Origin of the sequence: Nocardioides pelophilus, assembly GCF_014180685.1 — a bacterium.
Classification (GTDB): domain Bacteria; phylum Actinomycetota; class Actinomycetes; order Propionibacteriales; family Nocardioidaceae; genus Nocardioides; species Nocardioides pelophilus.
On record NZ_JACEHF010000121.1, the window covers coordinates 1 to 12,701 of the forward strand.

A 12,701-nucleotide genomic window follows, 5' to 3' on the forward strand; every position below is an offset into this window, starting at 1 on the left:
GGGACGCGCCCGCCCGCGGCGGGGGGCGTCCCGGTCCCGTGGGCGGTCCTGCTCGCGACGCTCCTCGCCGTCGTGGCGGCCTCGCTCCTCATCGGCTCGACGGTGACGTCGCCGGTCGCCCTGGTCGACCCGAGCCACGCCGACCACGCGGTCCTGGTCAAGCGCTGGGACCGCACCGTCATGGGCCTGGTCGTCGGCGCCGCGTTCGCGCTCGCCGGCGCCTGCATGCAGGGGCTCACCAGGAACCCGCTGGCCGACCCCGGGCTCCTCGGGGTCAACGCCGGCGCGGCATTCGCGATGGTGACCGCGATCAGCTACCTCGGGGCGCACACCCTCGGCCAGTACGTCTGGTACGGCTTCCTCGGAGCAGCCGTCGCCGCCGTCGTGGTGCACGTCGTCGCCAGCCTCGGACGCGACGGCGCGACCCCGGCCAAGCTCACCGTCGCCGGGGCGGCACTGACCGCGGGCCTGGCGAGCTGGACCACCGGCGTCCTGCTCCTGGACCGGCAGGCGGTGGAGCAGATCCGGCGCTGGCAGGTCGGCACGGTCGCGGGCCGCGACAGCGAGATCCTGCTGACGGTGGCGGCGCCACTCGCCCTCGGCGCCGTCATCGCGCTGGCGATGGGTGGCGTCCTCAACACGCTGGCGCTGGGGGACGACGTGGCCCGCAGCCTCGGTCGTCGTACGGCGCTCGACCGGGTGCTGGTCGGCCTGGCCGTCGTGCTCCTGGCCGGCACCGCGACGGCGGTCGCCGGACCGATCGCGTTCATCGGGCTCGTCGTACCCCATCTCGTGCGGCGCCTGGTCGGCGCCGACTACCGGCAGGTGCTCGCCTTCAGCGCCGGGTACGGCGGCGCCCTGGTCGTGGTCGCCGACACGATCGGTCGCGTGGTGCTGCCGCCGACCGAGGTCCCGGTCGGCGTGACGGCCACGATCATCGGCGTCCCGGCGCTGATCTGGCTGGTCGGCCGCGGACGGCGGGTCGGCCTGTGACCGTCACCGATCTCGTCCGCGACGTCGCCGTCGTCCGCCGCGCTCGCCGCGCTCCGCGCCGGCGGTACGCCCTGGTGCTGGCCGGCCTCACCGGGCTCGCGATCGCGGCGTTCGCCGTCAACGTGCTGCTCGGCGACTACACCTACACGGTCCCCGACTTCTTCCGGATCCTCGCCGGCGAGGAGATCCCGGTGGCGTCGTACCTGCTGATGGAGTCGAAGCTTCCCCGGGCCGTGCTGGGCGTCCTGGTCGGGCTGTGCTTCGGGGCGGGTGGGGCCATCTTCCAGGCCACCCTGCGCAACCCGCTCGCCAGCCCGGACGTCGTCGGCGTCACCTGGGGCGCCAGCGCGGCGGCCGTCTTCGCGGTGCTGGTGCTGGGGCTGCGCGGCACCCCGGTCTCGCTGGCAGCCGTGCTCGGCGCGGTCGCGGTCGCGCTCCTCATCCGCTCGGTCGGCGGCGCCGTCGGCGGGCACCGGCTGATCCTGGTCGGGGTCGCGCTGACGGCGGCGCTGGCGTCTTTGGTCCAGTACCTGCTGAGCCGGGCGTCGATCTGGGACGTCCAGGTCGCCCTGCAGTGGCTGGCCGGCAGCCTGCACGCCGCCGACTGGGCCACCGTGCGCGCCCTCGTCCTCGCCCTGCTCGTGCTGGTGCCACTTCTGGCCGTCCGCGCCCGGTCGCTGCGCACCACCCAGCTCGGCGACGACCTGGCAACCGCGCTCGGCACCCGGCGGCGGGACCCCGAGCTGCTTCTCCTGGTCGCGGTGCTGCTGGTCGCGTTCGCGGTCGCTGCCAGCGGCCCGATCGCTTTCGTCGCGTTCATGGCCGGCCCGACCGCGCGGGCCCTCAACGGTGGTCGCACGACCATCGTCGGCGCAGCGCTCGTCGGCGTGGTCCTGGTCCTCGCCGCGGACTTCGTCGGCCACTACCTGATCGGCGACATCACCGTGCCCGTCGGCGTGCTGACCGGAGCCGGCGGCGCGCCGTTCCTGCTCTGGCTGCTGGCCCGCGGCGCCACCGGAAGGAACCCCGCATGAACCCGAACCCGCGCCTGGCCACCGACGCCGTCACCATCGGGTACGGCGACCGCGTGGTCGTCGACGCCCTCGACCTGGCCGTGCCGGACGGACGGATCACGGTGATCGTCGGCGCCAACGCCTGCGGCAAGTCGACCCTGCTCCGGGGAATGGCGCGGCTGCTGCGCCCCAGCTCGGGTGCGGTCCTGCTCGACGGCGAGGCCGTCCACACCCGGCCGACCCGGGAGGTCGCCCGGGTGCTCGGGCTGCTGCCCCAGCACCCGATCACCCCGGACGGGGTCACCGTGGTCGACCTGGTCGGCCGCGGCCGGCACCCGCACCAGGGGCTGCTCGGCCGCTGGTCCGCCGAGGACGAGCGGGCCGTCGCCGACGCGCTCGTCCGCACCGGGACCGCCGACCTGGCCGACCGGCTGGTCGACGAGCTGTCCGGCGGCCAGCGGCAACGGGTGTGGGTGGCGATGGCTCTCGCGCAGGGCACCGACCTGCTGCTGCTCGACGAGCCCACGACGTACCTCGACGTCGCCCACCAGGTCGAGATGCTCGACCTGCTCACCGACCTCAACCGGCGCTCGGGCACCACCATCGTGATGGTGCTGCACGACCTCAACCTCGCGTCCCGCTACGCCGACCACCTGGTCGCGATGAAGGCCGGCCGGATCGTCGCCGAGGGCGCGCCGGCCGACGTGGTCACCGAGCACGTCATCGGCGAGGTCTTCGACCTCGACTGCCAGGTGATCCCCGACCCGGTCGCCGGCTCGCCGCTCGTGGTGCCGGTCGGCCGGCACCACGCCCCCCTGACCTCCGCCCCACCCGACCGAGCACGAAAGGTGGTCTCGCTATGAGCGCTGCCACGAACGAGTACGTCGCCAGCCTGCCCATGATCCTCGACGAGGTCGAGGTGGTCGGCGTCGAGCGGGTCTCCCCGTCGTACGTGCGGGTCGAGCTCGCCGGCCCCTGCCTCGCCGACTGCAGCGTCGACGGCCCGCTCTACGACCAGCGGATGAAGATCGTCTTCCCCAACGCCGCCGGCCGGCTGCCGTCCTTCGCCGGCGCCGACGAGTCGTGGTGGACGACCTGGATGGAGATCCCCGAGCACGAGCGGGGATCGATGCGGACCTACACGATCCGGGACCTGGTCGACTCGGGGACCAGGACCCGGATCGTGGTGGACATCGTCGTCCACGACCCCGGCCCGGACGGGACGGCGGGAGGATCCGGCAACGCGTGGGCGCTGCGGGCGCGCGCGGGCGACCGGCTCGTGGTGATGGCGCCGCGTCGGGGCCACGAGTTCGGCGGGATCGAGTGGTCCCCTGGTACGGCGAGCCGGCTGCTGCTCGCGGGCGACGAGACCGCCGTACCGGCCATCCGCGGGGTGCTGCGCGACCTCCCGCCCGACGCCACCGGCGCCGCATTCGTCGAGGTGCCGACCGCCGACGACATCCAGCGCGACGTGGTCGCGCCCGCCGGCGTCGACGTGACCTGGCTCCCGCGCGGCGACGCACCGCGCGGTGCGAGCCTCCACGCCGCGGTGATCGCCTGGCTCACCGGCAGCGCCGAGCCCGCCCCGCAGCTGGGCGACGACGAGGTCGACCCCGACCTGTGGGAGACCCCCGTCTACTCCTCCTCCGGCGAGACGGTCGCCGCTGCCACCGAGGTGCCGGTCGCCGACACCCCGCACGCCGGCCTCTACGCCTGGATCGCCGGCGAGTCCAAGGTCGTCACCGGCCTGCGCCGCCGACTCGTCAACGAGCTCGGCATCGACCGCCGCCAGGTCGCCTTCATGGGCTACTGGCGCGAGGGCGTCGCGATGCGCTCCTGAAGCCTTGGTTTCGAGGCTCGCTGCGCTCGCACCTCAACCAGCGGCACGCACGCTCATCGGGCAGGCCCCCGGTGGTTGAGGTGCGAGGCCGCCCGCGGCCGAGCGGGCAGAGGCCACGGTGGTTGAGGTGCGAGGCCGCCCGCGGCCGAGCCTCGAAACCACCACAGGCCTAGGTTTCGAGGCTCGCTGCGCTCGCGCCTCAACCAGCTGCCCGCACGCTCAGCCCACAGGCCTTCAGCGGCACGCAGGCTCAGCTGCCGGGGAGCGAGATCCGCGAGGGGTACTTGCGCCCGGTGTGGAGCGTGATCGGGAGGGCCGTGGTCGGGATGTCGGGGAGGGTGCCGAGCAGGTGCGGTACGTCGTACCCCTGGACGGTCAGCCGGAGCCGGTGCCCGGGCCGGATGGCCGCTGCGGTCGGGAAGATCTCGACGTCGACGGGGACGATCTGGCCGGCCTCGAGCGGCTGCTTCGCGGCCTTGGTGAACGGGTGCCACGGCTGGATCAGCTGGCCGTCGACGTAGCGCGACCTCGACTTGACCAGCTTGCGCTGGGAGATGACCTGCCAGCCTCCGGTGATCCGGCTGACGGTGCCGTCCGGCGCGACGTCCTCGACGGCCACCGCCAGCATCCCGTCGGGGCCGAGGGAGGAGACGAAGAGCCGGGCGTTGATCGGCCCGCGGAACCGGACCGTGCGCTCGAGCGGCGCGGTCTGGAAGGTGAGGCCGGTGTAGTCGTTGACGGCGTTGTCGGTCAGGCACGGGTTGGCGGGCCAGACCTGGTTCATGATGCCGGCGGTCCACTGGTTGGCGGAGCGGGTGCACAGGCCCGAGACCGGCAGCGGCAGCATCGTCGACTCGCCCGCGGCTCCGGCGCGCCGGCCGAGACCGCCGGCCTTGCCGCCCTGCATCGAGGTGCCCGTGAGCAGCCGGGTGTGGACGCCCTTCCTCCGGTCGACCCACGTGCGCGCGGTGCGCCACCGGTCGGAGCCCTGCTCGAAGTAGGTGATCGGCGCGATCTCGTCCAGCGCGGTGTCGCGACCCTTGATCCAGTGGTCGAACCACCGCAGCTGCAGCTCGGCCAGGGTGCCGTAGCCGGCGTCGGCCACGTCCGCACCCGAGGAGCCCTGCAGGTGGTCCCACGGCCCGACGATCATCTTCACGGGTGCGCCGTTGCGCTGGAGCCGCTCGTAGATCATCGGCGTACCACGCTGGAAGAGGTCGAACTCGCCCCCCACGAGGAAGGTCGGCACGGTGACGTCGTCGAGGTAGGACCCGACCGAGCGCTCGCGGTAGAACGGCCCGTCGTACGCCGAGTCCCCGCCGGTCAGGGCGCTCAGCACGAGCGGAAGCGTGAAGGTGCCGCCGCCCATGAGGTGCTCGAGGAGGGTGCCGAGCGCGGTGGGGTCGTCGGCGGCGTACGCCGGCGGGATCAGGCCGGTGGTGTGCACCAGGCCGAGCCACAGCGGGATGAACCCGACGTCGAGCTGCCCACCGGACGCGACGACGTCGCGGTAGACGTCGATGCCCGGGACCTGCGGGAAGATCGCCTTGAGGCCGGGCGGGTGGTGGCCGGCCGCCATCAGCTGGCTGATGCCCATGTACGACGGGCCGACCATGCCGACCTTGCCGTTGCTCCACGGCTGCCGGTGGGCCCACGCCACGATCTTGCCGGCGTCCTTGTTCTCGCGGGCGCTGAACGCCTCCCACGCCCCGGGGGAGCTGCCGGTGCCGCGGGCGTCGACGACTAGGTAGGCGTAGCCGCGCTTGATGAGGAAGTCCGCGTCGGTCCCGGCGAGCCCACCGCCACCGCCGGCGATGACGGTCTTGTTGTAGGCCGTGATCATGACGAGCACCGGGACCGGGCGGTCGACCGCCGTGCCGTCGGCCTTGGCGGGCAGGGTCAGGTCACCGCGCAGGACGACGCCGTCGTCCATCTTGATCGGAACGTCGGTGGTGGTCACCGTGCCGGGGTACTGCTCCGGGCGCGGCTCCCACCGGCTCGCTCCCGGCGCCGCCGCTGCGGGTGCTGCAGGTGCGGCCGCCGGAGCAGCCGGTACGGCGCTGGCGGGGCCGGTCGGTGCTGCGAGACCTGCTCCGAGCAGGGCTGTCAGGGCCGCGGCTGCTGCGAGCGCGCGACAGTAGTGGTGAAACATGAAGCTCCCTCGTCGACTGGCACGTCAACGAGGGAGCCTCTGCTGTGGTCACGGGCCTTGGTTTCGAGGCCTCCGGTGGTTGAGGTGCGAGGCCGCCCGCGGCCGAGCCTCGAAACCACCTGAGGCCTTGGTTTCGAGGCTCGCTTCGCTCGCACCTCAACCAGCGGCCACAGCCAGGGCTCGCACCTCAACCAGCGGCCGGGGCCGGTGCTCGAAACCACCTGAGGCCTTGGTTTCGAGGCTCGCTTCGCTCGCACCTCAACCAGCGGCCACAGCCAGGGCTCGCACCTCAACCAGCGGCCGGGCCGGGGCTCGCGCGTCAACCAGCAGGCGCTGATCAGATGGAGTCGAGGCCGGAGCGCCGCGCGCGGCGGGTCGCCTTGAGCCGGGCAACGACCCGGCGGCGGTCGGCTCGGGCGATCCGGTCGGCGATCTCCTGACGGACCCGGAGCTCGGAAGTCGGTTCGATCATGTTCGGTTCCTCCTCTCGCGGCACTCGTGGTCGATGGGTTAACTCAAGCAGTCGCCACCGACAGTGGCGGCGGGCTTTCAGGCGGGCAGCAGCTGGATGTCGCCGGACACGGTGGAGGCCCGGACCTCGACGTGGTCGGCACCCGGCTCGGGCTCGCCGACACCCTCCAGCCCGGACCGGAAGGAGCCGGTCACGGTGGAGATGTCGGTCCACACGGGGGTGCCGGCGGGCACGCCGACCCGGACGCTTCCGGAGGCGGCTTTGCTGGTGATCCGGCCGCGGGCGGCGTGGCGGATCACGGTGTCGCCCGAGCCGGTGGTCATGGTGACGTCGGACTCGGCGCGGGCGACGTCGAGGTCGCCCGAGCCGGTCTTCACGACGACCGGGCCGGACGCGTGCTCGACCCTGATGTCGCCGGATCCGGTCGAGACCGTGGTCGCGGCGTGCAGGTGGTCGGCGGTGATGTCGCCGGAGCCGCTGCGCACCCGCAGCTCGCCGACGACCTCGACCACGGCGATGTCGCCGGACCCGGTGTCGATGGTGCCGGCGCCGGTGACCCGCTCGAGGCTGACGTCGCCGGACCCGGACTTGACCGAGACCGCCGCGACCTGGCCGGCCACCCGGATGTCGGCGCTGCCGCTCCGGACGTCGACCCGGCTGTCGGTCGGCACCACGATGTCCATGGCGAGGCTCTGGTCGCCGAAGATGCCGCGGTTCTTGGGCGCGACCACGCTCACCCGGCCGCGGTCGTGGACGACCTCGACCTGGTCGGCGTGCTTGCCCTCGACCCGCACCTCGGTCTGCGTGACGTCGGCGGCGGTCACGGCGACGTGTCCGCTGCCGTTCTGGACGAAGAGCTGGACGGGTTCGGGGGTGTCGAAGGTGTAGTCAGGCATGGGGGCTCCCGGGGTTGGAGGTGGGTGTGGGTGGTCAGAGCCAGCCGGTGACCCGGCGGTTGCCGCGCTTCCCGAAGGGGAAGTCGCCGCCGAAGGGCACGCTGGACAGGTCGACGTCGACGTGGATCGCGTGGTCGCTGGTGGCCGAACGCACCAGGTTGACCAGCCAGGTGTTGAGCGACTGGCCGGCGGCGGCCGCGGCCTCGTCGGCCTTGACCTTGATCGACTCGGGCATCCGGACCGTGATCCGGGCCAGCCCCTCCTCGTCGCCCGGGACCGGCGGAGCCGGCGGCGGCGGGGGAAGCGGCGGAGCCGGGGCGGTGGCCTGCGGGGCCTGGACCACGAAGTCGAGGTCGCGGCCGTCGAGGCGTACGTCGACGCTGCCGGCCGGCATCGCCGCGGTGATCTCGGACGCGGCCTGGCTGATCGCCTCCATCAGGGCCAGCCGGGCGGAGGGGTCGAGCGCGTAGCCGAGGCGCTCGGCGATCTGCCGCGCCTCCTCCCCCGCGCTCTCCGCAGCAGCGAGCAGGTCGCGTCGCAGGCTGTCGACGTAAGGCGTGATGTCCATGTGCACCACTATGACGTCATAATGACGTCATGTCAACCCCTGTGTGATGTCACCGTGCGTCAGACGCCGGTCCGTACAGTCGACGTACGTGAGTCCTTCTCGGGGGCGGACCCTCGCGGTCGCCGTACTTCTCGCTGCGACGCTGGCCGGATGCAACGGTCAGGAGCAGCCGGACCGAAGCGCCCCGCCGGCAGCCGGGTCCCGGCTCGCGGACGCCGCGTTCGAGGTGGGGCCGCCCGAGATCGTGATGGGGCCCAGCACCTACGTCGACTCGCCGCTCAACGCCATCCAGGTCGGTGACACGGTGCGCGCCTACGTCGGCAACGTCGAGACGGTGCTGCTCGAGGGATCCGGCGCCGCCGACCTCGAGCCCACCGACCGGGTCGTCGTCGGACGCGGCCACGACGAGACCGACTTCGACTGGTGCGGGTCCTGGCTCGACGCGGTCGAGCCCGACCAGCAGGACCCCGGCCTGCTGCGGGCCTGGTACCACGCCGAGGCGGACTGCGCCTACACCGCCAACCAGACCCACAAGTCGATCGCCTACGCCGAGTCCCGCGACGGCGGCCTGACCTTCACCAAGCCCGACTATCCCGACAACCAGGTGGTGCGCAGCCCGAACGGCGGGACGGCCGGCCACCACACCGGACGCGGGGCGCCGAGCGTCGTACGGCGCGGCGGCCACTTCTACCTGTACTACCAGGACGTGCGGCCGGACCTGTCGACGGTGACCGCGGTGGCCCGCGCACCTGTCTCCTCCGGAGGCGTCCCTGGCTCGTGGCGCAACTACACCGAGGGTGCCGACGGTCGCGGCAGCTGGACCGCGGACGCGCTCGGCGGGCCCGCGACCGCGCTGGAGACGACCGTCCCGGCGTCGTCGGTCAGCGTGCACACGCCGTCGGACGAGGTGGTGCTGGTCCGGCAGCACGCCACCAGCGGCGGCATCGTGCTGCAGGTCTCCAGCGACGGGATCCACTTCACGACGCTGCCCGAACCGATCGTCCCCTACCTGGCGGCCCAGGTCCGGACCGACTGGGGCGAGGTCAACCAGCAGCAGGTGATCGGCTACACCTCGATCGTCGCTGACGACGGCGCCCGCGAGTGGGGTGGCTCCTTCTCGCTCTTCCACCTCTACGTCTTCCCGGGCGGCACCCTCCGCGGCGAGCGCTACCTGGTGCGGCGGGAGGTCACCGTCACCGAGGCCCGGGCCGACCAGCCGCGGTCGACGATCGCGCTGACGGAATACCTCGACCCCGACACCGGCGACACCTTCGGCACCTCCTCGCCGATGCTCGAGGAGTACGACGCCGGTGGCGTGCTCGGCTTCCTGCTCGGCTCTCCCGGGGCGGACCGGAGGTCGCTGTTCGAGTGCGAGTCGGCCGGCGGCGACCGCTTCGTCGCCGCCGCCTGCGGGACGGGCGCGCGGACCGGCCGGCTGGTCGGCTACGCGTTCAAGGAGCAGCAGGACGGGACCGTCGCGCTGGCCCGTTGCGTGACGGACGGCGGCGACCGGTTCACGACGACCGCCGAGGACTGTGCGTCCCGCGGCAGCAGCCAGTCGGAGCTCGGGTTCGTCTATCCGCCGGGCGTCTGACGCTAGTTCGCGCCGGCCTGGTTGACGCCGTAGATCACGCTGTCCTCGTCGATCCAGAGCTCGACCGCCCAGGCGCTCCGGCAGCTGGCCGGCTCGGGTTCCTCGAGCCGGACGACGTCGTCCTCGGCCGCGGCGAACCGCTCCGGCACCTCACCGCCGTCGGCGCAGGTCGAGCGGCCGGCTGTGGGGGCCACGGGCCCGCGGTAGCGGNCCGGCTGTGGGGACCACGGGCCCGCGGTAGCGGACGAGGAGTGCGACCGGGTCGATGCCGCAGTCGGGGAAGCCGAGACCCGAGCAGCCTGAGTAGGAGGTCCGACTCTCCGGCTCGTCGGTCCAGCCGGTGTGCCCGAACGCACCTCCCCCGGAGAACATGACCCGCACCCGGTCCGCGAACTCCGGCGCCGGTCCCTCGCCACGCGCCCAGGCGACGAACCGCTCCGCGGCCGAGGCGCGGTCGAGGGACAGCTCGAGCTCCTCGGTGTCCAGCGGGTCGGCCTCGGCAGCCAGCCGCAGGCGCACGTCCGCGATCCGATGATCCTTGGTCCACTCGATCTGCACGACCGGCGGTGGCGGGCACAACCAGACCCCGTCAGTCGGGTGGTCGACGTAGACGTATGTCGTCGGGTGGTACTTCAGGATGTCGAGCCCGGCGAGCGGGTCCGGGGTCACGCACATCGGGTCCGGCCCGTTGAAGGCGGGCATGAGCGCGTCGGTGACCGCCAGGAAGGTGTGCGCGAAGAAGCCGTCCATCCCGACCGGCCGGGTCAGGATCATCTCCAGCGCCGCGAGCGCGGAGTGGCACTCGCCGCCGTCGCAAAGCACCCATCTCTGCGGGTCGGCGGCCTGCTCGGCCGACAGGTCGGCGTACTGCCCCTCGCCGACGGCGATGCTGAGCCCGTCGGGGACGTCGGGCGCCGGCGCGAGGCCACGCGCGAACCGGACGAGGTCGAGGACCTGCTGCCAGGTGTCGGGGGCCACCGCGCAGCGCACGGCTGGTGACGGGCCGGCCGTGACCCGAAGCCGCACCCGGTCCCCCGGCGCCATCGACGTGCCCGGGCCGGGATCGGTGCCGAGCACGTAGCCGCGGGGCTGGTCGCAGCTGTACTCGGCCTCGACCCGCAGGGAGTACCCGCGGTCGGACAGCAGGTCGGTCGCCTCCTCCTCGGTGTAGCCGAGCAGCGACGGCAGCTCGTCGTCGGCGTAGACGTGCTCCTGCTCGACCGGCTCCCGGTCGGCCACAGCGGTCGGCTCGGACACGGGCGCGGGCTGGGGGTCGTCGCCCAGCTGCTGCGACACCAGGAGACCACCGCCGATGGCGAGCACGACTGCTGCCGCGGCAGCCAGCACCGGCCACCGACGGGTCCGGGGCTCGGGCAGCCCGCTGAGCGTCATCGGCGCGGACTCGTCGACCTCGATAGTGCCGGCGGCCCTGGCCAGCAGGGATCGGGCCTGTGCTTCGGCAGGGTCTTCAGTGGGCATCAGGGGCCTCCACGAGTGGGGCAAGAGCAGCGAGAGCACGGGACGTGCGGGACTTGACCGTGCCGGGAGCGACTCCGAGCGCGGCTGCGGTGTCGCGCTCGGAGAGGTCGGCGTAGAACCGGAGCACCAGCACCTCGCGGTGCTCGGGTGAGAGAGCGGCGAGCGCCCGGCGTACGGCGATGCCGCCGGTCGGGTCCGCCTCCTCGGCGTGCTCGGGGAGGGTCTCGGTCGGCAGCTCGCCGTGCCAGCGGCGGGCGCGGGCGTCGGCGAACGTGGTGACCAGCACCCGGTGCACGTAGGCATCGGGGTGGTCGGCGCGGGCGACCCGGCGCCAGGAGCGGTAGCACTTCAGCAGTGCGGACTGGACGAGGTCCTCGGCGTCCGGCTGCGGGCAGCCGAGCAGCACCGCGGTGCGCACGAGGCGGGTGCGGCGCTCAGCGACGTACGTCGTGAAGTCCATCGTGATCGGGCAGGCTCCTGGTCTCCGGGTCACCCTAGAGACCGGCGAAGCCCCCGATCCGGTTCCCTGTCAGGCGAGAGCCGGTGCGGCGTACGTCCCGCGGCCGGTCGGCAGCGGCAGGTCGAGCGTCGTCCGGATGCCCGGCGCCGCGGCCCGGACGTCGGGGATGGCGTTCACGATCCGCCCGCACGCGGCGACGATCGCGGCGTGGTTGTGGTCGCCGTGCTCGCTGCTCGGCACGACGTCGACGACGTAGTTGGGCTCGCCGGTGATCTCGACCCGGTAGGAGCCACCGCCCGCCGCCGGGCGGGCCCAGTCGGGGCGGAGGTCGTCGCGGGTGCGCGTGACGTGCTCGACGACGATCGCCGGGTGGCCCGCCACCATCCCGGAGATGGAGAACTTCAGGGCGGCGATAGTGCCCTTCTCGATCCGGCCGGCCGCGATGTCGTAGGACTCCGGCGCCGGCTCGGCCTCCCAGTGCTCGACGATCTCGTCGACCTCGATGCCGAGGCCGGTGGCCATCATCCGGATCGCCGTCCCCCAGGCCATGGCGAGGATCCCGGGCAGGAACAGCATCGGGGTGGAGTCGACCGGGTGCCCGAAGCCCATCAGGTCGAACATCACCTCGGCACCGTCGTACGTCGCGTAGTCGGCCAGCTCGTAGCACTTGATCTGCTCGATGCGCTGGCAGGTGCTGGCCAGCGCGAGCGGCACCAGGTCGCTGGCGAAGCCCGGGTCGACGCCGGTGATGTAGAGCGACGCACCGCCGGCCTGGGCCGCCGCCTCGACCTTGTCGATCACCTTGTCCGGCATGGTCCCCCAGGGGAACTGCAGGGTGCCCGGCGCCGACCCCACGACGTCGATGCCGGCCTCGAGCAGCTTGCAGACGTCGTTGGTGGCCTCGACCGGGCGGGTGTCGCCCATCGCGCAGTAGACGACGCACTCCGGCCCGGCCGCGATCAGCGCGTCCAGGTCGCCGACGGCGGCGACGCCGGTCCGTACGTCGAGCCCGGCCAGCTCACCGGCATCCTTGCCGACCTTGCCCGGCGTGGACGTGCTCACGGCCACCAGCTCGAACCGGTCGTCACTGATCAGCTGGCGCAGGGTCAGCATGCCGGCGTTGCCGGTGGCGACCTGGGCGACTCGAATGGGCATGGGTCCTCCGCGGGGTGAAACTGGACACGTGTTCAGTGAAAGGTAGAACATGTTCTACCCGATTGGTATGTTTCGCGCC

The 12,701-nt window shown here is 73.0% G+C and carries 13 protein-coding genes; 5 read left to right on the plus strand and 8 right to left on the minus strand.

The window, feature by feature from the left end; translation table 11 throughout:
• From H0488_RS16895 to H0488_RS16910, 4 genes are all read left to right on the plus strand, one after another.
• Nucleotides 1-993 (plus strand): FecCD family ABC transporter permease (locus tag H0488_RS16895; protein ID WP_312856394.1); only part of this gene is annotated, 993 nt, incomplete at its 5' end.
• Nucleotides 990-2,027 carry a FecCD family ABC transporter permease gene (locus tag H0488_RS16900; protein WP_183100420.1) on the plus strand — a complete coding sequence of 346 codons (1,038 nt, stop codon included), beginning with the start codon at nt 990-992 and terminating at the stop codon, nt 2,025-2,027. The genes H0488_RS16895 and H0488_RS16900, both read left to right, overlap by 4 nt.
• On the plus strand, nt 2,024-2,869 hold the full coding sequence (locus tag H0488_RS16905; protein WP_183100421.1) for an ABC transporter ATP-binding protein: 846 nt from the start codon (nt 2,024-2,026) through the stop codon (nt 2,867-2,869). The genes H0488_RS16900 and H0488_RS16905 overlap by 4 nt, the downstream gene beginning before the upstream one ends.
• The gene (locus tag H0488_RS16910) at nt 2,866-3,846 is read left to right on the plus strand and encodes a siderophore-interacting protein (protein ID WP_246372362.1); all 981 of its coding nucleotides are present in this window, start codon (nt 2,866-2,868) and stop codon (nt 3,844-3,846) included. Before H0488_RS16905 ends, H0488_RS16910 begins: the two co-directional genes overlap by 4 nt.
• 250 nt (nt 3,847-4,096) lie before the next feature.
• On the opposite strand, the gene H0488_RS16915 is transcribed toward H0488_RS16910, so the two are convergent.
• The 4 genes from H0488_RS16915 to H0488_RS16925 form a co-directional block, all read right to left on the minus strand.
• The gene (locus H0488_RS16915; protein ID WP_183100422.1) at nt 4,097-5,998 is read right to left on the minus strand and encodes a CocE/NonD family hydrolase; all 1,902 of its coding nucleotides are present in this window, start codon (nt 5,996-5,998) and stop codon (nt 4,097-4,099) included.
• 337 nt (nt 5,999-6,335) lie between these two features.
• Nucleotides 6,336-6,470: a hypothetical protein gene (locus H0488_RS24745; RefSeq protein ID WP_281369687.1), complete on the minus strand. Its 135-nt coding sequence runs from the start codon at nt 6,468-6,470 to the stop codon at nt 6,336-6,338.
• Nucleotides 6,471-6,547: 77 nt separating this feature from the next.
• Nucleotides 6,548-7,366, minus strand: coding sequence for a DUF4097 family beta strand repeat-containing protein (locus H0488_RS16920; RefSeq protein ID WP_183100423.1), 819 nt, complete (start codon nt 7,364-7,366; stop codon nt 6,548-6,550).
• A gap of 34 nt (nt 7,367-7,400) precedes the next feature.
• Nucleotides 7,401-7,934 carry a pilus assembly protein HicB gene (locus tag H0488_RS16925; RefSeq protein WP_183100424.1) on the minus strand — a complete coding sequence of 178 codons (534 nt, stop codon included), beginning with the start codon at nt 7,932-7,934 and terminating at the stop codon, nt 7,401-7,403.
• Between the two features lie 88 nt (nt 7,935-8,022).
• Between H0488_RS16925 and H0488_RS16930 the strand changes: the two genes are divergently transcribed.
• Nucleotides 8,023-9,528: a hypothetical protein gene (locus H0488_RS16930; RefSeq protein ID WP_183100425.1), complete on the plus strand. Its 1,506-nt coding sequence runs from the start codon at nt 8,023-8,025 to the stop codon at nt 9,526-9,528.
• Nucleotides 9,529-9,530: 2 nt separating this feature from the next.
• On the opposite strand, the gene H0488_RS16935 is transcribed toward H0488_RS16930, so the two are convergent.
• The 4 genes from H0488_RS16935 to H0488_RS16950 form a co-directional block, all read right to left on the minus strand.
• Nucleotides 9,531-9,722, minus strand: a complete 192-nt coding sequence (locus H0488_RS16935) for a hypothetical protein (protein WP_183100426.1) — start codon at nt 9,720-9,722, stop codon at nt 9,531-9,533.
• Complete coding sequence (locus H0488_RS16940) at nt 9,679-11,007, minus strand: PASTA domain-containing protein (RefSeq protein ID WP_183100427.1); 1,329 nt, start codon at nt 11,005-11,007, stop codon at nt 9,679-9,681. The genes H0488_RS16935 and H0488_RS16940 overlap by 44 nt, the downstream gene beginning before the upstream one ends.
• Complete coding sequence (locus H0488_RS16945) at nt 10,997-11,467, minus strand: SigE family RNA polymerase sigma factor (protein ID WP_183100428.1); 471 nt, start codon at nt 11,465-11,467, stop codon at nt 10,997-10,999. Before H0488_RS16945 ends, H0488_RS16940 begins: the two co-directional genes overlap by 11 nt.
• 69 nt (nt 11,468-11,536) lie before the next feature.
• Nucleotides 11,537-12,622, minus strand: a complete 1,086-nt coding sequence (locus H0488_RS16950; RefSeq protein WP_183100429.1) for an NAD(P)H-dependent amine dehydrogenase family protein — start codon at nt 12,620-12,622, stop codon at nt 11,537-11,539.
• Nucleotides 12,623-12,701 lie beyond the last annotated feature (79 nt).

Coding starts and splice junctions, on each gene's coding strand:
- H0488_RS16950 (WP_183100429.1), bottom strand. CDS start 12,622: ATGCCCATTCGAGTCGCCCAGGTCGCCACCGGCAACGCCGGCATGCTG.
- H0488_RS24745 (WP_281369687.1), bottom strand. CDS start 6,470: ATGATCGAACCGACTTCCGAGCTCCGGGTCCGTCAGGAGATCGCCGAC.
- H0488_RS16920 (WP_183100423.1), bottom strand. CDS start 7,366: ATGCCTGACTACACCTTCGACACCCCCGAACCCGTCCAGCTCTTCGTC.
- H0488_RS16925 (WP_183100424.1), bottom strand. CDS start 7,934: ATGGACATCACGCCTTACGTCGACAGCCTGCGACGCGACCTGCTCGCT.
- H0488_RS16945 (WP_183100428.1), bottom strand. CDS start 11,467: ATGGACTTCACGACGTACGTCGCTGAGCGCCGCACCCGCCTCGTGCGC.
- H0488_RS16905 (WP_183100421.1), top strand. CDS start 2,024: ATGAACCCGAACCCGCGCCTGGCCACCGACGCCGTCACCATCGGGTAC.
- H0488_RS16910 (WP_246372362.1), top strand. CDS start 2,866: ATGAGCGCTGCCACGAACGAGTACGTCGCCAGCCTGCCCATGATCCTC.
- H0488_RS16915 (WP_183100422.1), bottom strand. CDS start 5,998: ATGTTTCACCACTACTGTCGCGCGCTCGCAGCAGCCGCGGCCCTGACA.